This is a genomic window from Thioalbus denitrificans (assembly GCF_003337735.1).
GTDB classification, from domain to species: Bacteria; Pseudomonadota; Gammaproteobacteria; order DSM-26407; family DSM-26407; genus Thioalbus; species Thioalbus denitrificans.
The window spans coordinates 142317-168177 of record NZ_QPJY01000008.1; the positions used below are offsets into that span (position 1 = coordinate 142317).

Genomic DNA, 25861 nt, shown 5'->3' on the forward strand with positions numbered 1-25861 from the left:
TCGCGCCGGAACGGGCAAATAGAGGGAACTCATGAGAAAGTATCGACAACAGTAGCGTAACTACTTGATTTTTCGTATTCGGGCTTGACGGTTAAATTTTGAACATTCTGTTACCCGGTACGCGCTGGCGTGGGCTGCGGTCCGGTTTCCATAAATCATCCACAAAGTTATCCACAGATTCTGTGGACAACTTTTCCGGCGGGAACCGCCCATGAGGGCCTGCTCCCCCGCAGGTGCGCCATGCCGGTTCGCGGCTGGAGGCCGCTGCCATGGGAGGACGGGGGGCAGCGGGGCCGGGCCGCTCGCCGCCGGAGTCCGTTCCCTACGGAACCGGGACTGTGGCGGCGGCGCCGGCGAGGCGGCCGCACAGCCGCTCCGCCCGGCGCCGGTGTTCGGGCGTGCCTCCCTGCAGTTCCAGCAGCCGGCGCGTCCAGCGCAGCGCCGCCGTGAAATCCCGGGCCACGTGCTCGTGATACTTGGCCAGCCGCTCCACGGCCTCGGGGTGGCCGGCCTCGGCGAGGGGCTGCCAGATGGCCAGCGCCTCCCGCCACTGCCCGCGGCGGCGATGGATCCGGGCCAGCAGCAGGAGTCCCTCCGCGTCCAGCGTCGCCCGCGCCTGCCCCAGCAGCGCGAGGGCCGCCGACTCCCGCCCCCCGGCGAGATGGGCGCGGGCCACGGCGAGCGGACTGCCGCCCCACTCCCCCGGCGCCCTCCAGGCCCGCTCCAGGACCGGCAGCAGGCCCGCCAGGGAGAGCAGGTCCCAGCGGTTGTGGCGCGCCACGTCGGGCAGCCGCCGCCAATCGCCCCGCCGGACCCAGTCGAACCAGGCGGCCGGGGCCTCGGACCCGGGCAGGTCGCCCACCCGCTCGAACCCGAGCAGGCGGCGCTCCGCGGTCGCCAGGCGGCAGTCGGGCCAGCGGTCCGCGAACAGCCGGCGGACCGGGTGCAGCAGGTCCAGGTGGGGCAGCCCGCTCCAGGGATCCGGGCGCCGGGTGAGGCGGCAGCGGGCGCTGAGCAGGGGGATATCGAAGGCCTTGCCGTTGTAGCTCACCAGGCTCGCGGTGCCCTTCAGCTCCCCCTCCGCGGCCTCGACGAAGGCCCTCTCGCCGTGGAAGCCGGTCAGCAGCAACTGGGTCAGGCGGAGCGTCCCGGCCTCGATCCGCAGCAGGCCGAGCAGGAACACCAGGGTGCCGGTGCCCCCGGCCAGGCCCGTGGTCTCGGTGTCCACCAGGGTCAGCGGCGCACCCCCGTATCCCGCCGCGGGGCCCTCGTCCGCCGGCCGCCAGCGGATGGTCTCGGACAGGGCCAGGCGGCCGTGCAACGCGGCCGGCGCGACGGTCTCGACCAGGCGGATGACCCCCGGCGCGATGCACTCGCCGCCGCAGCGCCCGGCGAGCTCGGCGTCGCCGGGCCGGGCACTATCCCGCACGCCGGTCTCCCGGCGCGCCGGCCCCAGGCGCGCCAGCCGCTCCGCCAGCGGGAGCGGGGACGGGGCGGCCGCCCCGCCCTGCCGGCGCAGCCGGTCGAGGCGGTTCCTAACGGACATCCGCCGGCACCGTGCTCACGCCGGCGCCGCCGCCAGCAGGTCCAGCAGCCGCAGCGCCGCCTGCCGCGGCGAGAAGCCGCGCACCTGGTCGGAGGCCAGGATCGGCCCCACGCAGGCGGGACAGCCGTGGCGGCAGTCGCAGCCCCGCACCAGGGCGCGGGCCCCCTCCACCACCTCCCGGCGGCGGTCGTAGAGCGGCGCGGAAAGGCCGATGCCGCCCGGGTAGTTGTCGTAGAGGAACACCGCCGGCTGGAAGCGGCGGTCCGGCGCCTGCAGGTCCACCGCCTCGCCGCTCAGGGTGCGCGCGCCGCCCCGGCCCTGGGCGTCCACGGCGGCGAACCAGGTGCCCTGGCCGTCGCCCACCGCGCGCCCCAGATCGTGGAGCTCGGCCATGCTCTGCAGGGCGGCCACGTGGTGCAGCGCGTAGGCCGCGCCGAGGAAGCCGTCCAGCGCCTGCTCGCGGCTCGGGAAGGCCGCCTCCAGGGCACCGGCGTCGAGCTGCCACCACACTGCGGTGGTGTGCAGCTCCTGGTCGGGGAGGTTGATGGGGCCGTAGCCCACGTTCTCGTGGGTGTAGTAGCGGATCTTCTTGTAGCCGGCCATGCGCCGCACCAGGTGCGCCTCGCCGTGGGCGCAGGCGGAGCCCCCCGCGCCGCTGCCGGCGAACCGGTCCAGGACCTTGAGCCGGGTGTAGTCGATGGAGTCGGTGTAGTAGTCGGCGCGGGTGCGGGTCACGAACGCCTTGCGCCCCTCCCAGTCGAGGCGCTCCACCTGCCAGGGCCGGGCCTGCACCAGGTAGATGGCGCCCTCGTAGAGGGTCATGGGGGCGCTGGAGAAGTCCACCTCGGCGATGACCTCCTGGCCGCCCCCGGTGGTGTCGATGACGGTGAAGTTCCCCTCCGCCACCGAGCGCAGGGAGACGGCGTTGGCGGGGTAGCTGTCGGCCATCCAGTGCCAGCTTCCCCCCTCGCGGTGCAGCACCCCCTCCTCCTCCAGGTAGGCGAGCAGCTCCCCGGGCGGCCCGGCGCCGAAGCGCTCGCCCTCGCCGAAGGGCAGCTCGAAGGCGGCGCAGCGCACGTGGTCGAGCAGGATCAGGAGCTGGTCGGGGTCGATGCGGGCGTGCTCCGGGTCGGCGCCGAGGAAGAACTCCGGGTTGCGGATCACGTACTGGTCCAGGGGATCGCTGCCCGCCACCAGGACGCCGAGGCTGGCGCGGTTGCGCCGCCCGGCCCGGCCGAGCCGCTGCCAGGTGCCGGCGACGGTGCCGGGGTAGCCGTTGAGCAGGCAGACGTCGAGGCTGCCGATGTCCACCCCCAGCTCCAGCGCCGAGGTGGAGACCACGCAATCCACCCCGCCGGCGCGCAGGCGACGCTCGGTGTCGCGGCGGGCGGTGGGCAGGTAGCCGCCCCGGTAGGCGCGCACCCGCGGCGGCCGGCGCGGGTCGGCGTCGAAGGTGTCCTTGAGGTACTTGGTGATCACCTCCACGGTCAGGCGCGAGCGGGCGAAGACGATGGTCTTCAGGCCCGCCTCCACCGTCTGCCGGGCCAGGCGCGTGGTCTGGGAGGTGCTGGAGGCGCGGATGCCGAGATCCGGGTTCACCACCGGCGGGTTCCAGAACAGCAGGTGGCGGGCGCCCTGGGGCGCGCCGCTCTCGGTCACCGCCGCCACCCGCGCGCCCACGAGCCCCGTGGCCAGCTCGCCGGGGTTGGCGATGGTGGCGGAGCTGGCGATGAACACCGGGTCCACGCCGTAGAAGCGGCACACCCGGCGCAGCCGCCGCAGCACGTTGGCCACGTGGGAGCCGAACACGCCGCGGTAGGTGTGCAGCTCGTCGATGACCACGAAGCGCAGGTTCTCGAAGAACTGGGCCCACTTGGTGTGGTGGGGCAGGATGCCCTGGTGGAGCATGTCCGGGTTGGTGACCACGATGTCGCCGCGGGTGCGCACCGCCTTGCGGGCGTCGCCCGGGGTGTCGCCGTCGAAGGTGAAGGCGCGGATGCCGAGCGCGCCCGCGGCGTTCAGCTCGTTGAGCTCGGCCACCTGGTCCTGGGACAGGGCCTTGGTGGGAAACAGGTAGAGCGCCTTGGCCCGCGCCTCCAGGGCCGCCTGCAGGACCGGCAGGTTGTAGCACAGGGTCTTGCCCGAGGCGGTGGGGGTCACCACCACCGTGTGGCGCCCGGCGCGCACGTGGCCCCAGCTCTCCGCCTGGTGGCTGTAGAGCCGCTCGATGCCCCGCGCCGCCAGCGCCCGGGCCAGGCGCGGGTCGAGCTCCGGGGGCAGCGGCGCGTGGCGGGCCGGGCGGGCGGGAATCACCAGCTCCCCGGTAATCCGGCCGGCGCCCTCCCGCTTCAGAACAGCGGCGAGCTGGCCGGCATCGAGGCGCGGGCGGGCGGGCGGTTCCGCCGGGGACGGGAGCTCATCGGCAGGGGCGGACATGGGCGCGTTCTCCTTCGGTTCTCCGTTGGAGAATATAGAACGGAGAGAGAACGGGCAAGGGAAATGATTTACAGCGGTCAGCGGTCAGGCCGCCTTGACACAGGGCGGGGCACGGCCGGCCGGATTCCCCCGGCACGGGTGAAAACAAATCGCCCCGAGGGCGGGCCTCCCACAGGCCCCGGCCAATGGCCGTGAAATCCTCCCCGGGGCAGCGCTCCGCCGCGATCTCCCCGCGCCCTCGAGGGAGGCGCCGGAGGACAGGATCAGCAGCGGCCCCATCCGCCGCCCGACCGCAGGCGGCTGAAAACATTCGCGCCGTTCCCCGGTCTCATGGGTTAATCGACTATTGCAGGGCGCCTCGTGGGCAGTGTGCGCGTGGGGCCCCCTGCCCGGACAAGACCGAGGACACGATCATGAAGCGACGGAAATTCCTGTACACGCTGGCGGGCACGTCGCTGCTGGCCCTACTGCCGGGCGCCGGACGCGCGGCGCGGATGGGTGATGCGACCCACGGGATTCCGCTCGAGGAGATCCGGAACAACTGGCGCGCGCTGCTCGCCGAGGGTGCCGAGGTAGCCACCTCCACCGCCCCGCTGAAGCGCACCGAGGCGGAGTGGAAGGAGATCCTGCCGCCCGAGCGCTACGGGATCCTGCGCGAGGAGGGAACCGAACGGGCCGGCTCGAGCCCGCTCGACCGCGAGAAGCGCCCCGGCCTCTTCGTCTGCGCCGGCTGCGGCCTGCCGCTGTTCAGCTCGCAGATGAAGTACGACAGCGGGACCGGCTGGCCGAGCTTCTTCACCCACATCCCGGATCACGTCGGCACCAAGCGCGACTGGCGCATGATCATCCCGCGCACCGAGTACCACTGCATCCGCTGCGGCGGGCACCAGGGCCACGTGTTCGACGACGGCCCGCAGCCCACCGGCCAGCGCTGGTGCAACAACGGCCTGGCGCTGCGCTTCATTCCCGCCTGAGGGGCCGGACCCTTTCCCGACACGGCGACACCATGGCGCCGGGCGGTTGGGCGGTGCGGGGACACGCGGCCGGAGATTATGCCGGTTGCGGACAATCGCACTGGACCTCGATGTCCGCGTCGATGCGGACGCGGTAGGTCCAGCGCGTTTCGTTCGCGGCGCAATCGCCCCGCTCACCGGTATCGCGGATGTTGTAGGGCTGCTCCCGGCGCGACAGGTTGTCGACCCGCGCACCCTGTTGCGAACAGGGGCCCACCGGGCAGGGAAGCTCGTCGCAGGCGAGTTGCGCCGCGGCGGCACGGCCCGCGGCGCGGCGCGCGTCACGGCTCACCTGCGCGTCGGAGATGGCGGCGCGCGCCCCGGCGGCGTCACGGGCGCAGACACTGCCGTCGATGGCGGCGTTACGCCAGCGGGCGGAATACTTCGTGTCGGTGCAGATGGAATGTTCACTGATGGGCTTCCCGGTCTTTTCCATGGCTGGGCCTCCTGCTGGCAGTGCGTTGTCAATTCCCCCCGCGTACGGCAAGGACGAGCAGGGCAATCAACACGACGGCCGCCGCCACGCCCAGCACGATCCGCCACACCGGCGGTCTTCGCGGCCCGAGCTCGCGGCGGTAGTGCTTTTCCAGCAGGGCGATGTCCCCGGCCGTGAGGTGACGCCGCTCGTTTTCCATCCATTTCAGGATGGGGAGCTGGTGGCGCCGCTCCTGGGCCCCGGCGCCGGAGGCCATCACCTGCCCGCGGTCGCCGTTGGCGCCCGCCTTGCCGCGGTGGCCGAGACCCAGCATGTGCCCGAACTCGTGCTTGGCCGCCGTGTAGAAGTCGATGCGGTCGTCGGCCGGTCCGCCGCGCCGTGCCTGCAGCTTGCGATAGGGCGGCAGGGTGTCCGACTCCACCGCCTCGAACTCCTCGTCGCGATCCGGCGTCGGGTCGACGAACCAGCCCTTGAAATCGGAGATGGACGCGTAGGGCTCGGTGTTGAAGTAGATTTCACCCCGCGGATAGCGCGCCGTATCGCGGCCGGGTGTGAAAGGCGTCAGCGGGTTGCCGCGTACCGGTTCCAGTGACCCGCCGCCAGCACGATCGGCATACGCCGGCGTACCGGTGAGGTCGATGCCATGGGTGGCCTTGCCGGTCGCCGTATCACGCACCCGGTAGTCCCGGAAAAAGCGGGAATCCTCCCAGCGCAGGGTGACATCGCAGCGCTGGCCGGCGGCGGCCTCGGTGACGCGGTCCGTCCCGGTACGTCCGTTGCGCCGGGCAAATGCCTTCAGGGCCTCGTTCCACTCGCCGATGGCGTGCCGGGCCGCACCCTTCTCGGCGGCCGACCAGGCGCGACGGGGATGATCGCCGCCCGTGGGCGGGTCGACGAAGCAGTAGCGGATCGGGGCGGTGTCGCCCTCCGCCCAGCTCCAGCGCTGAAGGTCCGTGCGCCACGTCGCCAAGCCATGGCCTCCCTTTCCGGTGCACCCGATACGATCAGACCTTGCGCTGCCCGGCGCCCTCGCCTTCGAACCAATCCGGATCGAGATGCTCTTCGACCTCCTTGCGCCCGGCGCACGGGTTGTTGCCGATATCGCCGATCCAGACAAAGCCGTTCTTCACGTGGTCCACCGTGCGCTGCTTCCACACGACGTCCGTGCGACCGCTTTCCGTCCAGGTCAGGTGGCTGCGGCTGATCTCCTCGCCGCGGCAGCGTGCATTGACATACCGCTCGCCGAGATGCCTTCCGTAATGGGCCTCGCCCACGTGCTGCTGGTCGCCCACCCCCGGACCCTGGATCCCGCCGGGCGGGGTTCCCACGACGGCTCCGAACAGGATCTTCACCTGGTGCCGATGTCCGTCGCACTTGTCGCACTCCTCGAGGACCAGGTCCGGCGGCGGGGTGCAGGCGACATTCGACCAGGTCGTCATCTCGATGCGGATATGGGGTTCGTCGGCCGGCGTGCCGGGCGGGATGATGCGGGTCTCGTCGCCCTCCTCGCGCATGCCGTCCCTGGGCGCATCGCCATCCTGGTAGCGCTGCTCGAAGGTCTGCGACTCCTGCCGGTCGGTCCACTTCCAGTGAGAATCAGCCATGGCTGCCGCCTCCCGTTCCGGATTTCAGGCCTGCTCTGTCCCGATGCAGAGAAGCATAGCGCATTACTGGGATATTCGAGGGACTGAAGGCGGGGCGGCTGCTCCGCGTCATCCCGGTCCCCGCCGGTTATGCTGCAGTCCCCGGGATGTTCCTGGGCTATAGTGATCCCAACATCGCCCGTCCTTCGGGGATCGACCATGTCCCTGCACACCGGAACCGCCCTCGCCCTGGGTCTCTGTCTCCTCATCGGCACCACGCCGGCGGCGGAGCCGGAGGACAATCCCTGGAGCCGGGTGGACGCACCCCGGGGCGGCGCCCCCGAGGTGGTCGGCGGCTACGCGGCCGGCTGCCTGGCCGGCGCCGAGGCGCTGCCGACCGACGGCGCCGGCTACCGGGTGATGCGCACCTACCGCCACCGCTACTTCGGCCACCCCGAGCTCATCCGCTTCGTGCGCACCCTCGCCGGGGAGGCGCAGCGCCGGGGCCTCGGCCCGGTGCTGGTGGGCGACCTGGCCCAACCCCGCGGCGGGCCCATGCCCTCCGGCCACGCCAGCCACCAGAGCGGCCTGGACGTGGACATCTGGCTGCGCCCGGCCCCCGCCGGGACGGAGAACCGGGCCGGGGACGGGCTGGAGATGCGCTCCGTGGTGCTGCTCGACGAGGGGCGGCTCGACCCGCGCTACTGGACCGCCCGCGAGCGGGATCTCCTCCGGCTGGCGGCCACCCGGCCGGGAGTGGAGCGCATCTTCGTCAACCCGGTCATCAAGCGGAGCCTGTGCGCCGTCGAGACGGACCGGGGCTGGCTGCGCCGGCTGCGTCCCTGGTGGGGCCATGACGCCCATTTCCACGTGCGCCTCGCCTGCCCGCCCGACAGCCCGCGCTGCCGGGCACAGGCGCCTCCGCCGCCCGGGGACGGCTGCGACGAGGACCTGGACGGCTGGGTCCGCACCCTCCAGCGGGCCGCCGCCAATCCTCCCGAGGCGCGCCCGGAGCGACCCCCGCCGGCCCTGCCCGAGGCCTGCGCCGCGGTGCTGGCCGGTCCGACCGCCCCGCCGCCGCTCGCCGCCCGCGGGGCGGATTGACGCCACCCGCCCGTTGCCCCCCCCTCCGCAGGAGCGGCTTCCAGCCACGGACCCGCACGGCGCCCGCATCGCCCCATCGCGCCGGGATGGCGCTCCTGCGAATGGGGGAAAACGGCCCACCCTTCCCCGTGCGATACTTGGGTTCGACAGACCCCAGGAGATGACCCATGGATTTCGTGCTCGACCCCGTCGAGGTGCGCGTGCTCGGCGCCCTGGTGGAAAAGGCCCTCACCACCCCCGACTACTACCCCCTCTCCCTGAGCGGCCTGACCGGCGCCTGCAACCAGAAGTCCAACCGCGAGCCGGTCATGGACCTGGACGAGGCCACCGTGCTGGAGGCGTTGAATGGCCTGATGAAGAAGCACCTGGTGGTGGAACGGGGCGGCTCCGGCAGCCGGGTGCAGAAGTACGCCCACCGGCTCTCCGACACCCTCACCCGGACCTACGACTTCTCCCGCGAGGAGCTCGCGCTTCTCTCCGTCCTCATGCTGCGCCAGGCCCAGACCCTGGGCGAGCTGCGCACCCGCACCACGCGCCTGGCCGCCTTCGACAGCCTGGAGGCGGTGGAGCGGACCCTGCAGGGCCTCGCCGACCGCACGGACGGCCCCTACGTGCAGGAGCTGCCCCGCCAGCCCGGACAGCGGGAGCGGCGCTTCATGCACCTGCTCGCCGGCAGTGAATTCGCCGCCGCGGCCGCCCCGGCCGTCATCGCCGTGGAGAAGGAGTCGCTCGAGGCCCGGGTGGCGGCGCTGGAGGAGACCGTCGCGGCACTGCAGCGGGAGCTGGCCGGACTGCGGGGTGGATTCGGCGCGGCGGACTGAGGCGGCGGCAGCCGGCCCGCGGCCGGCCGGGAGCCGTGCGGCGGGAGGCCGGCGACTCGCGGCGCGGGCGTTCTCAGAGCTCCAGGGACAGCCCCTTGGGATGGAACGCCTCGTAGCCGCGGGCTTCCTGGTCTTCCGAATCAGACCATTTTTCCGTTGTTTGCGTCAGATAGTTGAAGTGCAGACGAGGTTTCCCGCGGCCGTTATGGCTGCTCAGCAACAACTCCACGGCGCGCCCATGGGGGTGCCGGAACACGGCGCCGCTGGTGGACACCAGGTAGTGTTTGCAGCTGAGCCGATCGAGCAGCGCGGCGCTCAGGTTGGCGACGCTGCCGTGATGGGGAATCTTGAAGCCGGTCACCGACAGCCTGGCATCCGCCCGCGGCAGCAGCCGGGCCACGGAGGCCTCCAGCACCGCGGGCCAGGCGTCGCCGGCCAGCACCATGCGCACCCGGGGATCGTCCCCGGGGTAGTCGAGCAGCACGGCGATGCTGCTGCCGTTGGCCCTGCTGGCATCGCCGCCGAAGGGCGCGTCCGCGCCCGCCTCCCCGCCGCCACCGCCCAGGGTATCGGCGCTGTCGCCGGCCAGATCGGCGTCATTGGGTGCCGGCAGCTCGAAGCGGCCGGCCATGGGCTCATCCTCCACGCCGAGCACGTCGCCCAGCGGGCGCAGATTGCGGCTCTCCTCGAGCTTGCGGCGCAGCGCCCGGGCATCGCCCGAGCTGATTCCGGCCTGGCGCAACTCATCGGCCCAGTGGTCCTTCAGATCGAGCAGCCGGTCGACGTCGGGGGACAGCAGGGTCAGCCGGCAATCGCCCGGCAGGTCGCAGGACGGCAGTGTGCCGGCGCCGCGATCGATGACGGCGATGCGGTCCGGCAGGCCGACGTTCCAGACCGGCCGGCCGGCGGCCGCCTCGTAGTCGGCGATCAGCACCCCCAGCATCTCGCCCTGCAATGCGCCGAGCGGCTGCCCGGCGGAGTCCGGCACCTGGTTGAGCTGGTCGCGGCCGTTGAACCAGATGCGGTCGAAGCGGCAACCCAGGGCCGGCGCATCCTGCAACAGCCGCACGATGCCCTCGATATGATCGGCGTCGATGTGGGTGATCACCAGCAGGTCGAAGTGCCGCCGGTCGGCCGGCAGGTGCAGGATGCGCTCGCGCAGCGCCGGGTAGGTGTGCGCCGGACCGCCGTCGACCAGGATGCGGTGCACGTGGTCGCCGGCGCCATACTCGATCCAGAGGCAATCGCCGTGGGCTGCGGGCAGCATCTCGATACGGAACATCAGCACGACTCCCTGAGTGTTTGCAGTAATGAATTCACCGCGCTTCGCGGGGCGACCCCCACTCCCCCGCTCCCGGCGGGCCTCCCGATCGGCCCCTCAGGGGCCGTTGCCCGGCGCCGGCCCGGGCGCGGGGCGCGGGGTCAGCCGCCATTCCGCGTCCCCCAGCGCCACCAGGCAGAGCGCCATCAGGTAGCCCCTGGCCAGCATCCGGCGGCGCACCCGGCGCATGATGGCGCCGAAATCGACCGTCTCGTCCGCCACCGCCAGCAGCTGCGCCACCAGCTCCCGGGCCACCGGCGCCGCGTGGCGGCCGAGCACCTGGGCCAGGGTGCCGACGACGATGGAGGAGTGCAGCTGCTGGAAGCTCCGCGCCAGCTGCACGTAGCCCACCTCGGTCCGGGCGCCGGTGCGGCAGCCGAGCAGCAGCACGATGGGGCCCGGCTCCATCCCCCGCGGGTTGACGTAGTAGGCGTCCAGCTGGCCGCGGCTCAGGTGGCCCCTGGCGGGCGGCAGCTGCGCGTCGCCGATCTCGAGGAAGTCCAGCCCCGCCTCGGCATCGTGGTGCGGGAGCATCACCAGCAGCGGGCGGTAACGGGCCTCCAGGGCGTCCAGCCACTGGTCCCAGTCGTCCGCGAGGCCGGGCGCCGCGAACTGCGCCCGCAGCGCCTCCAGGGTCGACTGGCGCTCCTCCGCCGGCACGTAGTGGCTGCTGGCGAACGCCACATCGTCGATGACGGGCAGCCGGCGGCGCGCCGCCGTGGGCGCCGAGGGGTGCGCCGCGCTCCCGGCCTCCGCGCCCGCCGCCGGGTCGCGGCGCTCGATGATCTTCTGCAGCGACCAGAAGCCGAGCGGGCAGATGGTCGGCATCCAGCGCAGCTGTCGCGGGCTGGGCGCCGTCCGGCTGCAGGCGGGGCATGCGGGGGCGTCGGACTGCAGTGCCTCCAGCCAGCCGTCGCAGAGGGTGGCGTCGTCGGCGGGGTAGCCGCGATCGTAGACGAACTCCAGCGGCACGTAGCCGCCGGGCTCCAGGTTCAGCAGCTGGATGCGCTCGCCGGGGTCCCGGCAGGGACCGGCGCGCAGCTGCTTGTGGATGGCGCTGCCGTGGCGGGCCATGTCCCGCAGCAGCCGGAGCACCTCCGGGTCGGCGGCATCCAGCAGGGCCCCGTCCGCCCCGGCGCCCTGCGCGGCGCGGCGGCGCACCAGCGATTTCTGGGTGGTGAACAGGTCCTGGTTGAGCCACTCCAGCGCGGCCTCGGTGCCCTCCAGATCGCAGCGGCCGGCCCCCGTGCCGCCGAACATCCACAGGGTGGCCGTCGGCCCCGGCCGGGCGTCCGGTGGCGCGGCATCCTCGCGCCCGGCGACAGCGCAGGTGTCGTAGGGAATGCGGTCGGGCAGCTCGATCACCTCCCGCAGGCTGGCCTGGACCCGCACCCGCACCTCGTCGCCGGGCTGCTCCGGCTCGCCGGGCGCCCGGACCCCGGCGCTCACCTGCACCACCTCGAAGGCCCGGCCGCGGTAGCGGAACAGGACCAGCGCGCTGACCTGGCGTTCGCCTTCGGGGACGTGGATTCTCAGGTCGCAGTCGGCGGTGCGCGCCGTGCGCTCCTCGGGCAGCCGCAGCGGCTGGCGGTCGTGCTGGTCGCCCCAGCAGAGCTCCACCTCCAGGGGCAGGCCGCCGGCCGGGATGGCCACGTGGGGGATATGCCGGTCGGCCACCGCCGCCCGCTCCCGCTCCGGCAGACCGATCCAGCAGCGGATCACGGTCTCGGCCCCGGCCACGAAGGTGTTCCGGCGCCGCCCCTCGTGGCGGAGCTGGGCATGGACGCGGCGCCGGTCCTCGGGCCCCGGCACCGGCGGCCCGGTATCGTCCGGCCCCGGGCCCGCGGCGGTCGGCGCGGTCGGCGCGGCCGGCGCGGCCGCGGCGGGTGCGGCGGGTGCGGCGGTGGTGTGGACGTCCAGCTCGTCGGCGGCGCCCGTGGCCGGTTCATCGGCCGTCAGCGGCGCCTCTTCGTCGCCCGGGCGGCCGGGCGCGGACGGCGCCCTGGCCGCGGCCAGGGGCCGGTCGTCGATGAGCGGCCCGCGGCCGATGGCCGGCGCCCCGGCGGATCCCGCGCCGGCGCCGCGATAAGGCGACCCGCCGCGGCCCGCAAGGTGGTCGCCGGCGCGGCCCAGCAGCCCCAGGATGCGCAGCCGCTCCGCGACGGGACGGGGCTCCTCCAGCAGCCCGGCCAGCTCGCGAACCGCCTGCCCGGCACCCCCGCGGGCGATGACCCAGGCCAGCTGGTCGTCGTCCAGGAGCGGCTGGTCCGCGCCGAGCTGCTGCCGCGCGAGCGCCGCCGCCGGCCAGTCATCGCTGCGCGGCAGGCAGCTGACCACGTCCACCACCTGGTTGCCGGGAGGCGGTTCGATGATCGCCCCGGCATGGCCGGCGCGGGCGGACCCGGCGCGCCGGTTGCCGGCGGCCACCAGCCCGGTCACCAGGCCGGCGACCCGTTCGGCGGGCAGCCCGCACAGCAGCTCCCGCTCCTCCGCCGACAGCCCGCCCGCGAACAGCCGCTCCGGCAACTGGCCGGCGAGCGCCACGGCCGCCTCCGCCGAAGCGTCTCCGGGCGACACCCCGATGTCGGGCGGGAGAGTCAGCGCCGGGGCCTCGCCCTCGGCATCGGCGATGCCGGTGGCGGCCCAGGCGGTCAGCCGGACCAGCCGCGCCCGGTCGGACTCGCCGGGCTCCGCCAGCATCGCCAGCAGGTGATCGCCCAGCGCCCCCGGAACCGGCCGGATGGCCGCGATGGCATCGTAGGCGGTCCACGGGCTGCCATGGAACAGCTCCGGCTCCGGCGCCCGCCCCACCAGGAACTCATCCAGCGGCCCGTAGTCACCCAGCCGGGCGCGCACCAGCGCGTGCCAGAAGCGGGTGGTGGCGGAGGCGTCCGGCAGCGGCGCCGGGACCTGGTCGGCTTCGTTCAGCACCTCTTCCACCGGCATGGCGGCGAGCAGGGCGAACGCCTCCTCGTCGCCGGCCCCGGCCCGCGCCAGCAGGGTGCCTATCTGGGACGGATCGCCGACCGCCGCCAGCGCGCGGACCAGGGTGTCGTGGTCCGCATCGCCCGGGTCCCCGGCCAGCCGGCGCAGGTGCTCGCGCACCGACCGCAGCGGCACCCGGACCGCCAGGGCCAGCGCCGCGCCCCGCAACCGGGCCGGCCCGTCGCCGATGAGCTGTCCCAGCAGGCCGGCGACATGCCGCCAGGCGCCCTCCGCGAGGGGGAAGCGGCATGCGGCGTCCAGCGCCGCCAGGCGCACCGCGGGGTCGTCGGCCCCCTCAGCGAGGGCGAGCAGCGGGGAGATGACACGGGTTTCGACCGGCTCGGTCATGGGCGCTTCCTCCGTGAACAGCGCGGGCGGCGGACCCGGTCAGGCGGACAGCAGCGCCGGCGTGTAGGTCTGCAGCCGATGCCCGAGCAGCGCCCCGCCGTGCCGGGCGAGCACCTTCATCTCCGCGTCGCCGAGGCGCTTCAGGTTGGTCCGGATGGCCGACGCGAAGGCCGCATCGCCGTCCAGCGCCTGGCCCTCCTCGCTGTCGATGGAGAACCACACCGGCTTGGCGCCGCCGCTGCTGGCGTTGAGCTCCAGGCGCTGGAACTGCAGCCCGCGCACCTGCTCCATGAGGATGTCGATGGACGCCTTCAGGACCACGGCGCCGGATTCGGTCGGATTCTCGTCCACCGCGAAGGGCTTGCCGGCGTCGCTGACGATCAGGTAGTCCAGCGCGTTGCGGCGCCGGAACAGCGGGTTCACTCCCAGGTTGTCGTACACGCCGCCGTCGGTCAGGGTGACGTAATCGACTCCGGCGCCCGGATAGTCGGCGTGGTCGACGCGCAGCGGCGGAAACACCGGCGGAAAGGCCGACGAGGCGGCCACCGCCCTGCTGACCGGGAATTCCGGCGCCGGCACCGCGCCCAGCTCCCACTCCCCCATCTCCGCCGGCCCGCCTCCGCCGGTGACGAAGAAGAACATGTTGCCGGTGGCCAGGTTGGTGGCGTTGAGATACAGGCGCGGCCCGCCCTGCAGGGACCCCAGTTTGCGGCCGCCGAACAGGTCGCGGTCGTAGGTGGCGCCGAGCTTGTCCAGCCGGGTGTGAAACGGGTCGAGCACGCCGCCGATTACCGACGACACCGCGATGGAGGTCGTGCGCAGGTAGCTGTCCAGCGCGTCGAGCGCCCCGTCGTCGCCCCAGCGGCTGGCCAGGAAGGCGCCGGCGATGCTGCCGCCGCTGACGCAGCTGATCACGTCCAGCTTCCACAGCAGGCCCAGTTCCCTGAGCCTGCGGAACACCCCCAGGTGAAAGGCCGCGGCGCGAAAGCCGCCGCCCGAGAGCGCAAGCCCGACCCGCTTTTCGGCACCGTCGATCCTGACCGTCATGTCGCCTCCCTGTTCCCACGTTGTGTGCCGGCTCCGCCGGTGCGGCCGCGCGGGGCGGACAACGTGCTGCCGCGGCCCTAGCAGCCTGTCGGACTTGAGGCTGCTAGGCGAAGTATGGACCGTGATCGGCCCTGTTGCCCGCTCCCCGGTGTCTGCGGCGCGCTTGCCGCGATCGGGGTTTGCGTCGCTGGGCCGACAGTCGCGTGCCCGCCGGCAGCGCCGGCACAATCACCTCATCCGGATACCTGCTTCAGGCGGTCCCCACCGGTCCGTGCCGCAAGCGCGGGAGTCGCGCCATTGTCACCGCCCCCATCGGATCCCGCTGGCCCGGCTGACGGACCCGCCTGCAGACCGGCGTCAGCCTTCGCCGGCGTCCCCCCGGCCGGCTCGGGGAATGACCCCGGTCACGGCGCCTTCCCGGGTGAACAGGGTTTTCCGGTTGAGCCAGGTCACCAGGACGGCGACGGCCGCGAACAGCGCCGAGTCGTAGGGCTGCGCGTCGGGCCAGATCGGGTTGTTGAGCTGAAAATGGAACAGGGCGGGGAGAAGAATGCTGCCGCGGGACTGGTTGAACAGGGGAGTGAGTATCACGCTGACGGCCACCGAGCCGGCAAAGAACGGGGCGAACGACCAGGCGCCCTGGGGTGTGCCGCTCAGCAGGAACGCGGGGAGGTGCCAGAAGCCCCAGACGACGCCGAGAACCAGCCCGGCCCAGATGGGCGCCAGCCGCCGCTGCAGCAGGGGAAGGGCCAGGCCCCGCCAGCCGAGCTCCTCCACCGGCCCCTTGATGGCGGTGAGCGCCAGCGCCGTCAGCAGCGCCGGCAGCGAGTGGAAGGGAAACGGCTCCGTGAAGAAATCGCCCTTCAGCGCGGCGCCGCCGAAAAACACCAGGGGGATGCCGAGAACCAGGAACCCGTACCAGGCCGGGGCGCAGCGCCAGAGCAGCAGCCGGCCCAGGTAGCGGCGCAGGCCCCCGGCGCCGTCGCCGCGGGCGATGACGGCGGCCGCGGCGATGGCGGGCGCGTAGACGGCGAGGAAGAAGAGCGGATGCCGCCCGGTCAGCTCGCCGAACAGCGCGGTCATGGGCTCGGGCAGGAGGATGAACAGGGCGAGGATTCCCCACGCCAGGCCGAAGGTGATGAGCAGGAACGGGAGAAGCGCGCCGAACGCCACCGGGTCGCGCCCCGCACCTGACGAGTCCGTGGTCATCGGGGTCCTCCGCGGGTGGAGTAGAGAGGCTCGCGACGGCTGGGGGTTGGTTGTCAGCCGGACCCGGTGCGCCGTCGCTTCATACCGATTCTCCCCGTTCCGGGAAACATCGTCCAGCGTCCGCGCGGATGCGCCTGCGCCGGAGTTCAGCGGAACGGACCGGCCTCTCCGCCGCCCCGGCCTGCCCGCCATTCCGCGATGTCTGCTCCATGAAGACCGTCATCAGCCGGGAGCCCACGCCCCTGCCGTGATACCCGGCAGCACGAACATGCGCTCCATCTCGCAGATGCCCTCGCCCAGGTGACCTGCCCCCTTATCATCACTGTGAAAACCGGTCATGTGGCGAGATGATATTCGCGTCCCACCTGTGCCACCTGAACGGTATAGGACTGGTACCACCGCTCGCGTCCTGCCTGTTGGGCCAGGAGATGCTCGGGATGGTCCTTCCAGGCGCGAATGTTCTCCTCACTCGGCCAGTACGAAAGCGAGACTTCATTGACGCCTTCGGTTACGGAATGGAATTCGATGCAGCCGAACTGATCGATGGCCAACTCACGCATTCGCTTCGCCACCGCCGAGTACTCGGCATCCAGCTTGCGTACCGTGGCCCGGAATATCACGACGTACACGCCGTTGCCTCCTGTAAAAAATACTTGTTGAAAAAATGTCTACCTGAATAAGGTCGCTAATAATGCCGGCCGGATGAGCATCAGATCCCTATTCATTCACAAGCACCCGATCGCCGTGCGCCATCGGCACAGACACAACGATGAATTCAAGATCTTCCGGGCCGTCGTTTGCCAGCCTATGCGCCAGGCCCACCGGAACGTGCAGCCCCTGGCCGGAAACCAACCGCGTAACATCACCATCGACCTCCAGGCTGGCGACTCCAGAGAGCACATAGAAGAACTGCCGGGCCTGCTGATGATAGTGCCTGACCTCGGCACCGCCGGCTGGTACGCGCTCCTGGATGATGCTGAGCTCCGGCGATTTGACCAGATGCCAGCCATCGCACTTCCCGCCCCAGGTATAGTGCTCCGCGTTATCCCTGCTGATTGCGCTGTCTGTCATATTGGGCTCCTATTCTCGCCCGACCAATGCTCCGCGCAACCGGGCGGCAATCGTGCACAGTGGCATTGCCAACCCGAATTGATGCGGCGATCATGGATTTCCATGATCCAGCTTCCTTGCGATATAGACACCGTAACTGTAATGCGCCTTGTACTTCTCATAGAGCTCGATTTCCCGGTTTTCCGCATCAACGATTGCACGCGCTTCCTCGCTATTTCCGTTTCGGTCGAGAAAATCCTCGAAGCGCGCCTGCATCGGCCGATAATAATTATCCAGCCAGCAATGCTCGGGCAACACAAAATACCCTAGCGGAGAATAGCCGCTCTTCTCCAGGACACCTATCTTTGAAGAAGGCATATCGATTTCCGGATATTCGCCCTCCCAATATTTCTGCAGCTCCGAAGGACGGGAGGCTGTAATCCAGGTTATTTCCGAAACGATCAGCATACCGCCAGGCTTCAGGTACCGGTACCAGTCTGTCACGCCCTTTTCAAAGCCGATATTGTATATCGCGCCTTCAGACCAGATGACATCGAATTCCCCGTTTTCAAACGGCAGCTTGTCCATTGAACAGCAAAGGGGGGTTATTTTCCCGGAGAGCCCCTGGCTTTCAGCCCTGCGTTCCAGTACTTCGAGAAACTCCTGAAGGAAATCCACCGCTGTGATCCGGGCGTTCAACAGACGGGCGAGCAGCAGGGTGGAAGCCCCCGTGCCGCAGCCTATATCGGCAATTTTCAAAGGCGTAGTGCGGTCTATCCCAGCCAGGCTGAGAGCTTTCTCGGTCTCTTCATCCCCGCCCGGTCCCTGCCGGTCGGCATTCTTATGAAGGTCGATCAGGAGTTGATACGCTTCCACTGTTCAATCCTTTTCTGCTTGTAGCTGTAAGGCCCAAGCTCAGCCGCGTTTGACGCAACGGGCGCTTTGCGGAAACAGAGCGGCTGGCTGGTCAATCGGGTCCGGTTGACCGCAGGATCAGGCCAAGGCGGTAATTCAGTGCACAAACTACCCGTCTTCGCGCTTCACCGCAGCATCAGTGCGAACACACCCCAGCCCATGTATTCACGCGTGTAAGCGGCGTAGCGTTCGGGTTCCGAGTTCAGTCTGGCTCGAACATCATTCGCCAACTCGTCGTCGGGATTGGCTTCAAGCCATCGGCGCATGGTGAGCCATTTGGCCGCCTCGTATCTGTCCCAGCCGTCTTGGTCAGCCAGAACCATTTCAACCACGTCATAGCCAAGGTGGCCGAAAGACGCGATAAGTTCTGGAAGCATGAGAAAGTCAGAAACTGAGTTGGCAAAACACCCCTTGGCAACATCTTCCGTCGGCGGTAACTGCCGCCAATAGGGCTCGCCGATGAGGATAATCCCACCAGGACGCAGGCTACGCGCCAGAAGCTCGATAGTGCCGGCGACTCCCCCGGCGATCCAAGTGGCCCCGACACAGGTTGCCACACCGACCTTCTCGTCAGTGACATAGCCCGCAGCATCGCCATGAATGAACCTGACTTGATCAACGACACCGAGTTCTACAGCACGGAGTTTCGCTTGTTCGGTGAACAACTGGCTCATGTCGATGCCGGTGCCGATGATGCCGTGATCCCGTGCCCAGGTGCACAACATCTCCCCCGAACCGCTGCCGAGGTCGAGAACCCGAGTCCCCGATTCCAGACGCAGCGCCGAGCCGAGAATGGCTAGGTTTTCGGGTGTGAACGGGTTGTGGATGCGGTGAGCGCTTTCAGTGATGTTGAATATTCGTGGAATGTCCATCCTGAAACAGTTCCTTGCGGTGGGGAATGGATTTGGTCAGGACCTTACGCCAGCCACTCTTCATTACACACATTTCCGGGCACCAAGTGCGCCCCGGATTTCCAATGCGTGAAACGACTGCTGCAGACACACACGAACTGCAACTGTGAGTTTGCACTATTTACTGCAGTTCCCTTTAATGGCCATTTGAAGTTTTGAGACATCCGCCTTGCCCTGTTCCTCATCAACGAGTTCAAGACCCGCGCCGCCGACGAACACACCGAGTTTTATATATTGGCGGACAAAGTAGTTCCTGCCACTTTCGGTCCTGACCAGCAGATCATTCGGCGAAAATTCCGATTCGGTTGAAACCTTGTGCTCCATGCCGCCCTTGACCTCCTCATGGAAAAACGTATTCGGGGCGGTTTCACCAATGCATCGCCCATCGACCCACACGTCCTTCTTCAAGGCGGAACCGAAGATGCCGGATCGGTAAATGTACAGTGCCGCGTTGCCGTCTGATGGAGGAACAAACGATTTTGCCTTGTCAGACATTTCGGCGTTTTCCATAGGAACCGTGGCACAGCCAACGGACAATAGTGACGCACAAATGACCAGGACCAGTTTCTTATTCACGGAATACCCCTCTCTGGGTTGAAAGTTCTGCGTAATGCTATGTTTTTTCGATTTTTTTCTTTCTGAAATCTAACAAACGACATGTCAAGTGCTTGTTACGGAACCACAGCATGAACAATACTCATGGCCGACTTGTTGTCGTGGGCATTCCAGGTGAACACATATGAATCCTCACTGAAGTTGACGCTGTAGGAAATACCGTTTCTCACCAGTTCCGCCGCAAGCGTCGGGGCGATATCGGGTTTTACGCTCACTCCTTTTTTGGAATTATCCACCGTCCCCCATACGGCCTCCCGTATTTCTTTGACCTTGTCCCTGTAAGACACGGGATAGTAAATTTGATTTTCATTCACTATTTTGTACGGGACGTTCTCTGAAACAAACATTTCCACCATTTTTTGTCTGTCATACCCCCTGTTTACCTGCATCATTTCTTCAGGTTCCGCCATGCATGAAACGGAAGCAAGCAACATAAACACGACCATTAGTATCTTCATGTTCCCACCTCTCCAACATACACCTTTCCGTGCACCAAGTGCGCCCCGTTTTCAATACGTGAAGCGACTGCTGAAGAACCATATATCCGGGTAAAGATATAAGGGGCGGCGACAAATATAAATCTTTATTATTATCAGTTGTCACCGACCACTTTTTTGCTTTTTTTAGTTGAATTGTTTGGTTTCGCTTTCATTGGAGGCTCGCGGCGGCCTTCTCAAACTGCTCAGCAAGAGCCGTTTGATTCATGGCTCTAAGGCGTTTCCCATATTCCTGAAGCGTGAGAGCGGTGTAGGAAAGTTCGCGGCCGGCAAACTGAGGAGCTATGGGCAGAGCGCGCTTGAGGTAAACAGCACCAGCCTCCCATTTGTCTTGTCCAGCCAGACTGACGGATAGCTCCACCAAGCGACGTCCAATTTTTGGATCTGTGGGGGCTGACAACTTCTCCTCAATTGTCAACGACTCAGTGAAAAGCTTCTCTGCTTCTTCGTATTTTGCTAATTGGCGCTTGATTCGCCCGAGATTGTAGAGCCGTTGGCTCTTCAATTCTGGCCCCAGGTTACCCATATCTACGTTGACGAGAGCCCGGTAACACGCCTCCTCCGCAACCTCTAGCCGACCATTACTCTCCGCCACGGTACAGGTCTGAGCGTAGTCGTCCGAGGTAACTCGGTTCAGCGGATTCGCGCAGCCTGATACGAGCAAAATACTCGCGACCACTGCAACTCTAAAGTACATGACACTGCTCCTTAAGAAACCCTACGCCCACAGGAGCCACGGCTTGTCCTGGAGCGGAGCAAAGCGCAGCGGTAGGGTAAGCCGTCGGACTCGATGTGGTTGTTAGAGTTCATGATTGAGGTGAGCTCTGCCTTCGAATACGGAAAATGTAGATTCCCAATCCGATGGCGTACGTGGCGACGAGAAGCAGGGCTCCCGCCGATGCTCGTGTCATAGCCTGCATTCCACGTTCGGATCCCTTCGTCAGTACTTTCCTAACCTGCGGATCGTTTAGTTGCAGAAATTCAGCGCGTCGATCGTTCTTTAGTTTCTCGAGTTGCCGGTTGGTCCAATCAAGTTCGGCCTGTTGTGCTTGCATAAGCGCGATCGCTATCGTTAAACCGGAAAGCACAAGAAAACACAGGACGGCTATGGTGATCTTGGTTGACTCGGTCATGTTTGGCGACTCTAACGCCGTGTTATACGGCTAGTATCCATGTGCCCACAGATCTTTCTCTTGCATGTCTTTCGTGCCTCCGTCCGGAAACGCGAAAAAGCCTCGCACCCTGACTTGAGACCAGCCAAAAAAGCGCATTCTGCGTGCCTCGACAATAACCCCGACGCTACCGTCTTCCTCTTTCTTGGCCCAGCAGGAAACGAACATCTTCACTCCATCGTTCTCGATGGGCCCGCCCTCATCCTGACCCACCAGCGCCATAAGCTCTGTGAATGGCCTGCGCCTCAGTTTCTCAATAGCGGCATCGAGACGTGAACCCGCGGCCTTCCACAACTCTTTCTTCGAGAGGCTCATTAAGCCGTACTTAGAAGTCATCACCCCGCTTCACGAAGCCGAGTTAGCAACCCGCTTAACCCTTTTGAACCGAACAATAACAACACGCCCAGCAGAAGACGGAACGAAAGCTCAAATACTTGTGCCTGTGTGTCGAATGACGCCCGAGCATGACTGTCCATTTGTTTTATTTGATTGATCTTGTATAGAACTCCGCCAATTTCCGGGAGTGAACTTAACAAAATCAGTATCCCTACAGATGCGAAGGCGACCGACTGGACCTGGAACAGAGTAATTGCGCCACCTTTGCCCTTAGTGCCTGATGCTGGAAGAAGGAAACGAACAATGCGCGCAGCACCGAACCAAAAAATAAAAGCAACCAATGCATACAATGCTAGCGGCACCAAACCGAAATAAACAATCCCAGCCATTTCGGAAGAAGACTCCACCACATTCGCCTTCCAGGCAGTCCAAGACGTTACAACAGACGAAACAGAATAGAGAGCCTTTACTGCCCAGTAGAGAGCCAGCAGCCTGCATCCGATAAATGCAAAATCTTCTTTGTCCATTTTTGACTTTTAACGACCTAGTTAGCCCGACGATAATCACTGGGATTACTCTTCTGCTTTTCTGAGTGCAGATAGAAATGACTCCGGGAAAGGTTTTGCACCCAACTCTTGCGCTCGCTGCACTTTAACCCGGGCCTCCGAATATCTTTTTTGCTCGTACAAGGAAAAAGCCCAACGACGCCACGAATTTGGATATGACGCATCAAGATTGATACTTTCTTCGAACTTCTTATTCGCCCTTTCGAAAAAGCTTGGCACTTGCGCTCCTTTCTCGGTATAGATAGTGCCCAAATCGGCCAGTAATGCGGCTTTTTGAAAATCATCATCAATGAGCGATTCGGCTTTTTCTAGGAAGCGAATTGCCTCTTCAAGATTTCCCTTTTCCATTGACACTCGAGCAAAACCCCAATATGGCTGATAGTTTTCCGGGTTAAGCAGCCAGGATTGGTTGTAACGACGCATTGCATAATCAAAGTTACCTTCATTCATGAAACGCTCGCCTTGAGCCCACCAAACTTTGCTGGCTTCTTCTCTGGAACCAAGCCCTTCTACAACACTTGCAATGAAATTTTTGTCAGCCTGCTGAAGTTCAGCCGGACGAGGAATATCAGGTTGCCCGTACATGGGAATATTATCAATTCTGACGCCGCCACTGGACACGCAACCAGTAATTATTCCCAGAAGGACAAATAGCAAGAGAACGTTTACATATTTCATCGATGGTTCCAAATCCTTTTTGAGCTAACGATTTAGCTCGGACGAGGAGGCCCGCCAGGGCCGACGGCGCCTGGGGCTTCTTGTTAAATGCCATTTACCACCTTGCTTTAAATTCACAACTTTTTAAAGCCTCGCTCATAGATATATTAGACTGCGGACCAACAACACACACATAAGTTGCATACTCTTGCACTTCACCATCTACCAATGGAGATGTTCCAAACCAACCATAACCTGTTTTATTACCTGACCAATGCAGTGAGGCTAAATTAATATCGATTAATTGCGATGGTATGTATGATCCAGAACCTTTTACAACATCCGCTTTGGCCACCTGCTGGTCGGAGCTTTGCCAATATCCCCATTCAGCATCTAGTCTTTCCGGATCCATTGTTTGTTCAAGTACCCTGACATAACCATATTGATATCCCATATCAGAGGGCAGCTTAACTCGCACAAATATTATGCTTCCATCAGCAACAGGCTCTGGATAATTTGTAGATATACTACAACCAACCATTCCCATCAGAATAACTAGCGCCTGAAATTTTATAACCCATTTCTTCATTGGCATTTGACGATCAGCTCCGCGTCGGCATCATTGAATTGTTATGCCATATCTGTTTCACTATTCAGTATCTTGACGCCAATAACGGATCACCAAGTAAAAACACTAGAGTGAAAAACCTATTAGCGCCCCGCCAATCCAATACTTTATTTCTCCCGGCGCGCCACGAAGGCGGCCTATCTTTCCCGTCGCAAGTACGAACGCACCCCACGTCAGACTAAAAATACCGGCAAGGATGGCTGGCAAGATACGTTTCATGATCCATATCCATCTGACGTGAGTTCGCGCGATGCTCCGCACATGCATAACGCCCGGCTCACGCGCCGGTTTGGAGCCGCGAAGCGGCGGAAAAGCGATCGCCGTGCAGCCGTTTGTTAGCTTTAGCCTGCATTAACTCGGCCCACCCATACCAAAACCTGGATTAGAGGTCGTGCCGGGGTCTGGACTAAAATCCGGATCATGATTCATACGCTCACAATAGTTCGCCAGTCCTTCGCAATAAGTTATCTCACCATCACTACTGACCGCTACAACTGTTGAATAATTTAGACTCCGTCCGCCCGATCCTTCTTCCGCCTTTCCAAATTTGAAATACAAAAACCTTGACAAATAACTATTGAATTGATTTTGAGCCACACCGCAGCCAAGGGCCATTTTGGGATCAACTGTTTGGTGCCGAAAATAAGAAAATGCTTTCAGTTCAATTGGCTGATCGTCACCTTTTTCACCAAAAACAAGCAGGTGGTGGCCATCTTCATGGGCGAGCGCAGCTTTGGCGCTTTCGAACGAATCTACAGAGGGTTCAGCAAATTTCTTAACCTCATCATCAATGGCCTGTGCATCCCGCTTAAACTCGATCAGCACCCACCTATCATTTTGTTGAGCCACCAAATCAGCAGCCGCCTCATGGTTCCCATCTAAGGGAGCCATCAGAGCGTCTCTTTTCATACAGGTAACGACAAACAGGTACTCAACGGTTTTTTCCCACCACATCGAAACTCGTACTCCTCACTTTTCTAAGCTAACGCCGTAAACTCTTAATTACACACATTTCCGGGCAGCTACTGCGTCCCGGATTTCCAATGCCTGAAGCGACTGCTGCAGAACCATGTATCCGCGCCATACCGTTTCAACACCCGGCTCGCCGTCTCCCTTGCGGGCCAGGAATCCGCCCAGCTGCGCAAGCATGCGGGTCAGTTGCCTGACCGTCGGCGGCTTACTCGGTGGCTTGCGCCGCTTCTGCAACAGGTAAACAGTCTCCCATTCCGTGTCGCTGAACACCTCGGTACAGGGCGCCTCCGGCCGCTCCCGGCTGGCGCGGGTGATGTGGTGAATCCGCCAGGCAACAATCAGGTAGACCGCCAGCGCACGCTCTACCCGCTCGGGCGTCTCCAGGCGCAGGTCCTCCACCCGGCAGCCCTGCTTCAGAACCCGGAAGAAGATCTCAATCTCCCAACGGCTCCGGTACCAACCGAGGAGGGTTTTCGCCGTCTCGATATCCTTCACCGGGATGCTGGTCAGCAGCATCCACTCTATCGGCTCCTCCCCCTTCGGCGGGTCGCTCTCCAGGGCGTAGAGCACCTCCACATCGACCGGCGGGAGATTCCCCCCGGGGCGTCGCGCCTTGTTGAAGCATGCCCGCCTGGCCCGCAACTCCAGCCGTACCGTTCGGGCCGTCCGCCCCGGCTGGCGCGCCAACGCCACCTCGTGGCTCCCCAGCACGGGCGCCGCTCTCATCGCCTCCCACAGGTAGCTGTTTCCCCCTTCCGCCGCCACCCGGCGGTTGCACTTGGCGCGGATGAGATACTCCGCCTGCTCCTCCGCCGCCCGTTCCGCCGCATCCAGAAACCATTCGTGGATGTCACCCTCACGGTCGGCCACGCTCACCACCCGGGTCTGTGGGCACAGACGACGCACCTGGCAGGCCAGCTCATAGCTCAACAACCAGCGCTGGCTCTCCTTCTCCTCCAGCGGCCGCTGCGCCCGCAGATGGCCCACCGGCTCCTCCGGGCGCTGCCAGAAGTAGGCGCCCAACACCCCGAGGTTGGTCCGCTCCGGGGTGAACGCCACCGTGGGATGCAGCAGGTACTCCTCCCGTCGGCTCCGGCGCAGCGTCCCGTAGTCGTGCTTGCCCGCATCCCGCACATATTCGAGAAAGGTCGTATCCTGAACCAGCAGCACCACCGGCTCCCGGCTGATGCGACCCAGCGTCGCCAGGCTGTGCCCGTCGAGGATGTCCCGGGCATCCACCTTGCCGTTGTTCAGGAAACGGTAGGCGGCCTGCGTCTCCGCCCAGCCACGGCAGGCCGCCGGTATGCTCTGGGTGGAATGCTCCCCCAGCCGCTCCAGCAGAATACCCAGCCGGCTCTTCAGTCGCGCATCCGCCATCCTGCACCTGGCGATTTCCTCATCCACCTATCCCGTCATGGCGCCTCTCCGGCCGCTATCGCTTTCAAAGAGGCTAAAATGATTCTTCATCGTGTCCGGTGATCCCAGAACACCACTGCGCGTGATCCTTCTCCTACACGGCGCTTGATCCATTCGCCCGGGGCGCCGTGATCTTTACGCCATGACCTGTGTGTAATGGATAGTAGATAGCGTCATGGGTAAGTTGCGCCGCCTTTTGGCGTCAACTTGACCCTTTTGTTAGGGCTCTTAAGTGCCCAACGTTTTTTAGTTTTGATGTGTCTTTTACTACTGGTGT

At 65.6% G+C, this 25861-nt stretch carries 26 protein-coding genes; 3 read left to right on the forward strand and 23 right to left on the reverse strand.

All coding sequences use genetic code 11. From position 1 onward, the window contains the following. Window positions 1-322: 322 nt before the first annotated feature. Both DFQ59_RS14985 and DFQ59_RS14990 read right to left on the reverse strand, forming a co-directional pair. The gene (locus DFQ59_RS14985) at window positions 323-1546 is read right to left on the reverse strand and encodes a ribonuclease H-like domain-containing protein (RefSeq protein ID WP_114280527.1); all 1224 of its coding nucleotides are present in this window, start codon (window positions 1544-1546) and stop codon (window positions 323-325) included. Window positions 1547-1561: 15 nt separating this feature from the next. Further along, window positions 1562-3982, reverse strand: a complete 2421-nt coding sequence (locus DFQ59_RS14990) for a DEAD/DEAH box helicase (protein WP_114280528.1) — start codon at window positions 3980-3982, stop codon at window positions 1562-1564. A 413-nt stretch (window positions 3983-4395) separates the two neighbouring features. Here DFQ59_RS14990 and msrB point away from each other — a divergent pair, with 413 nt between their 5' ends. After that, window positions 4396-4956 (forward strand): peptide-methionine (R)-S-oxide reductase MsrB, encoded by a 561-nt coding sequence (msrB, locus tag DFQ59_RS14995; RefSeq protein ID WP_114280529.1) that lies wholly within the window; start codon window positions 4396-4398, stop codon window positions 4954-4956. Between the two features lie 76 nt (window positions 4957-5032). Here msrB and DFQ59_RS15000 read toward each other — a convergent pair whose 3' ends face one another. Genes DFQ59_RS15000 through DFQ59_RS15010 form a run of 3 tightly spaced genes read right to left on the reverse strand, consistent with a single transcriptional unit; the run spans window position 5033 to window position 7035 of the window. After that, window positions 5033-5431 (reverse strand): hypothetical protein, encoded by a 399-nt coding sequence (locus tag DFQ59_RS15000; protein ID WP_114280530.1) that lies wholly within the window; start codon window positions 5429-5431, stop codon window positions 5033-5035. Between the two features lie 28 nt (window positions 5432-5459). After that, on the reverse strand, window positions 5460-6401 hold the full coding sequence (locus tag DFQ59_RS15005; RefSeq protein ID WP_114280531.1) for a M10 family metallopeptidase domain-containing protein: 942 nt from the start codon (window positions 6399-6401) through the stop codon (window positions 5460-5462). Between the two features lie 34 nt (window positions 6402-6435). Beyond that, entirely contained in the window at window positions 6436-7035 is a 600-nt protein-coding gene (locus DFQ59_RS15010; protein WP_114280532.1) for a hypothetical protein, read from the reverse strand. A 198-nt stretch (window positions 7036-7233) separates the two neighbouring features. Between DFQ59_RS15010 and mepA the strand changes: the two genes are divergently transcribed. Beyond that, entirely contained in the window at window positions 7234-8118 is an 885-nt protein-coding gene (gene mepA, locus DFQ59_RS15015) for a penicillin-insensitive murein endopeptidase (protein WP_114280533.1), read from the forward strand. Between the two features lie 167 nt (window positions 8119-8285). Beyond that, a complete protein-coding gene (locus DFQ59_RS15020; protein ID WP_114280534.1) occupies window positions 8286-8939 on the forward strand; it encodes a YceH family protein in 654 nt (217 codons plus the stop codon). Between the two features lie 73 nt (window positions 8940-9012). On the opposite strand, the gene DFQ59_RS15025 is transcribed toward DFQ59_RS15020, so the two are convergent. The 18 genes from DFQ59_RS15025 to DFQ59_RS15090 all read right to left on the reverse strand — a co-directional run bounded on the left by DFQ59_RS15025 (window position 9013) and on the right by DFQ59_RS15090 (window position 25572). Next, window positions 9013-10221 carry a ComEC/Rec2 family competence protein gene (locus DFQ59_RS15025; RefSeq protein WP_114280535.1) on the reverse strand — a complete coding sequence of 403 codons (1209 nt, stop codon included), beginning with the start codon at window positions 10219-10221 and terminating at the stop codon, window positions 9013-9015. A 96-nt stretch (window positions 10222-10317) separates the two neighbouring features. Beyond that, window positions 10318-13593: a hypothetical protein gene (locus DFQ59_RS19920; protein ID WP_170142180.1), complete on the reverse strand. Its 3276-nt coding sequence runs from the start codon at window positions 13591-13593 to the stop codon at window positions 10318-10320. A gap of 39 nt (window positions 13594-13632) precedes the next feature. Continuing rightward, window positions 13633-14640: a patatin-like phospholipase family protein gene (locus DFQ59_RS15035; RefSeq protein ID WP_114280536.1), complete on the reverse strand. Its 1008-nt coding sequence runs from the start codon at window positions 14638-14640 to the stop codon at window positions 13633-13635. Window positions 14641-14997: 357 nt separating this feature from the next. Then, window positions 14998-15849, reverse strand: a complete 852-nt coding sequence (locus DFQ59_RS15040; protein WP_114280537.1) for a CPBP family intramembrane glutamic endopeptidase — start codon at window positions 15847-15849, stop codon at window positions 14998-15000. 335 nt (window positions 15850-16184) lie between these two features. Further along, window positions 16185-16478, reverse strand: coding sequence for an antibiotic biosynthesis monooxygenase family protein (locus tag DFQ59_RS15045; protein WP_114280538.1), 294 nt, complete (start codon window positions 16476-16478; stop codon window positions 16185-16187). Between the two features lie 88 nt (window positions 16479-16566). Next, window positions 16567-16920, reverse strand: a complete 354-nt coding sequence (locus tag DFQ59_RS15050; protein WP_114280539.1) for a cupin domain-containing protein — start codon at window positions 16918-16920, stop codon at window positions 16567-16569. Window positions 16921-17010: 90 nt separating this feature from the next. Next, a complete protein-coding gene (locus DFQ59_RS15055; RefSeq protein ID WP_114280540.1) occupies window positions 17011-17775 on the reverse strand; it encodes a class I SAM-dependent methyltransferase in 765 nt (254 codons plus the stop codon). 164 nt (window positions 17776-17939) lie between these two features. Beyond that, window positions 17940-18686 carry an SAM-dependent methyltransferase gene (locus DFQ59_RS15060; RefSeq protein ID WP_114280541.1) on the reverse strand — a complete coding sequence of 249 codons (747 nt, stop codon included), beginning with the start codon at window positions 18684-18686 and terminating at the stop codon, window positions 17940-17942. A gap of 156 nt (window positions 18687-18842) precedes the next feature. After that, on the reverse strand, window positions 18843-19301 hold the full coding sequence (locus tag DFQ59_RS15065; RefSeq protein ID WP_211314959.1) for a DUF2846 domain-containing protein: 459 nt from the start codon (window positions 19299-19301) through the stop codon (window positions 18843-18845). Window positions 19302-19396: 95 nt separating this feature from the next. Then, a complete protein-coding gene (locus DFQ59_RS19600) occupies window positions 19397-19798 on the reverse strand; it encodes a hypothetical protein (protein WP_147275264.1) in 402 nt (133 codons plus the stop codon). Between the two features lie 190 nt (window positions 19799-19988). Further along, window positions 19989-20534, reverse strand: a complete 546-nt coding sequence (locus tag DFQ59_RS15070) for a tetratricopeptide repeat protein (RefSeq protein WP_114280543.1) — start codon at window positions 20532-20534, stop codon at window positions 19989-19991. 109 nt (window positions 20535-20643) lie between these two features. Then, window positions 20644-20970: a hypothetical protein gene (locus tag DFQ59_RS19605; protein ID WP_147275265.1), complete on the reverse strand. Its 327-nt coding sequence runs from the start codon at window positions 20968-20970 to the stop codon at window positions 20644-20646. A 30-nt stretch (window positions 20971-21000) separates the two neighbouring features. Beyond that, window positions 21001-21345, reverse strand: a complete 345-nt coding sequence (locus DFQ59_RS15075) for a hypothetical protein (RefSeq protein ID WP_114280544.1) — start codon at window positions 21343-21345, stop codon at window positions 21001-21003. Beyond that, a complete protein-coding gene (locus tag DFQ59_RS19610; RefSeq protein WP_147275266.1) occupies window positions 21345-21872 on the reverse strand; it encodes a hypothetical protein in 528 nt (175 codons plus the stop codon). Before DFQ59_RS19610 ends, DFQ59_RS15075 begins: the two co-directional genes overlap by 1 nt. A 45-nt stretch (window positions 21873-21917) precedes the next feature. Beyond that, window positions 21918-22589 (reverse strand): tetratricopeptide repeat protein, encoded by a 672-nt coding sequence (locus tag DFQ59_RS15080; RefSeq protein WP_114280545.1) that lies wholly within the window; start codon window positions 22587-22589, stop codon window positions 21918-21920. A gap of 94 nt (window positions 22590-22683) precedes the next feature. Further along, window positions 22684-23163, reverse strand: coding sequence for a hypothetical protein (locus DFQ59_RS19615; RefSeq protein ID WP_147275267.1), 480 nt, complete (start codon window positions 23161-23163; stop codon window positions 22684-22686). 384 nt (window positions 23164-23547) lie between these two features. Next, entirely contained in the window at window positions 23548-24150 is a 603-nt protein-coding gene (locus tag DFQ59_RS19620) for a hypothetical protein (protein ID WP_147275268.1), read from the reverse strand. 48 nt (window positions 24151-24198) lie between these two features. After that, window positions 24199-25572 carry an IS4 family transposase gene (locus DFQ59_RS15090; protein WP_114280547.1) on the reverse strand — a complete coding sequence of 458 codons (1374 nt, stop codon included), beginning with the start codon at window positions 25570-25572 and terminating at the stop codon, window positions 24199-24201. Between the last annotated feature and the right edge of the window lie 289 nt (window positions 25573-25861).

Excerpts from the sequence above, each read along its gene's own strand:
- DFQ59_RS14985 (WP_114280527.1), bottom strand. The coding sequence starts at position 1,546 with ATGTCCGTTAGGAACCGCCTCGACCGGCTGCGCCGGCAGGGCGGGGCG.
- DFQ59_RS14990 (WP_114280528.1), bottom strand. The coding sequence starts at position 3,982 with ATGTCCGCCCCTGCCGATGAGCTCCCGTCCCCGGCGGAACCGCCCGCC.
- msrB (WP_114280529.1), top strand. The coding sequence starts at position 4,396 with ATGAAGCGACGGAAATTCCTGTACACGCTGGCGGGCACGTCGCTGCTG.
- DFQ59_RS15000 (WP_114280530.1), bottom strand. The coding sequence starts at position 5,431 with ATGGAAAAGACCGGGAAGCCCATCAGTGAACATTCCATCTGCACCGAC.
- DFQ59_RS15010 (WP_114280532.1), bottom strand. The coding sequence starts at position 7,035 with ATGGCTGATTCTCACTGGAAGTGGACCGACCGGCAGGAGTCGCAGACC.
- mepA (WP_114280533.1), top strand. The coding sequence starts at position 7,234 with ATGTCCCTGCACACCGGAACCGCCCTCGCCCTGGGTCTCTGTCTCCTC.
- DFQ59_RS15020 (WP_114280534.1), top strand. The coding sequence starts at position 8,286 with ATGGATTTCGTGCTCGACCCCGTCGAGGTGCGCGTGCTCGGCGCCCTG.
- DFQ59_RS15025 (WP_114280535.1), bottom strand. The coding sequence starts at position 10,221 with ATGTTCCGTATCGAGATGCTGCCCGCAGCCCACGGCGATTGCCTCTGG.
- DFQ59_RS19920 (WP_170142180.1), bottom strand. The coding sequence starts at position 13,593 with ATGACCGAGCCGGTCGAAACCCGTGTCATCTCCCCGCTGCTCGCCCTC.
- DFQ59_RS15035 (WP_114280536.1), bottom strand. The coding sequence starts at position 14,640 with ATGACGGTCAGGATCGACGGTGCCGAAAAGCGGGTCGGGCTTGCGCTC.
- DFQ59_RS15040 (WP_114280537.1), bottom strand. The coding sequence starts at position 15,849 with ATGACCACGGACTCGTCAGGTGCGGGGCGCGACCCGGTGGCGTTCGGC.
- DFQ59_RS15050 (WP_114280539.1), bottom strand. The coding sequence starts at position 16,920 with ATGACAGACAGCGCAATCAGCAGGGATAACGCGGAGCACTATACCTGG.
- DFQ59_RS15060 (WP_114280541.1), bottom strand. The coding sequence starts at position 18,686 with ATGGACATTCCACGAATATTCAACATCACTGAAAGCGCTCACCGCATC.
- DFQ59_RS19600 (WP_147275264.1), bottom strand. The coding sequence starts at position 19,798 with ATGAAGATACTAATGGTCGTGTTTATGTTGCTTGCTTCCGTTTCATGC.
- DFQ59_RS15070 (WP_114280543.1), bottom strand. The coding sequence starts at position 20,534 with ATGTACTTTAGAGTTGCAGTGGTCGCGAGTATTTTGCTCGTATCAGGC.
- DFQ59_RS19605 (WP_147275265.1), bottom strand. The coding sequence starts at position 20,970 with ATGACCGAGTCAACCAAGATCACCATAGCCGTCCTGTGTTTTCTTGTG.
- DFQ59_RS15075 (WP_114280544.1), bottom strand. The coding sequence starts at position 21,345 with ATGACTTCTAAGTACGGCTTAATGAGCCTCTCGAAGAAAGAGTTGTGG.
- DFQ59_RS19610 (WP_147275266.1), bottom strand. The coding sequence starts at position 21,872 with ATGGACAAAGAAGATTTTGCATTTATCGGATGCAGGCTGCTGGCTCTC.
- DFQ59_RS15080 (WP_114280545.1), bottom strand. The coding sequence starts at position 22,589 with ATGAAATATGTAAACGTTCTCTTGCTATTTGTCCTTCTGGGAATAATT.
- DFQ59_RS19615 (WP_147275267.1), bottom strand. The coding sequence starts at position 23,163 with ATGCCAATGAAGAAATGGGTTATAAAATTTCAGGCGCTAGTTATTCTG.
- DFQ59_RS19620 (WP_147275268.1), bottom strand. The coding sequence starts at position 24,150 with ATGTGGTGGGAAAAAACCGTTGAGTACCTGTTTGTCGTTACCTGTATG.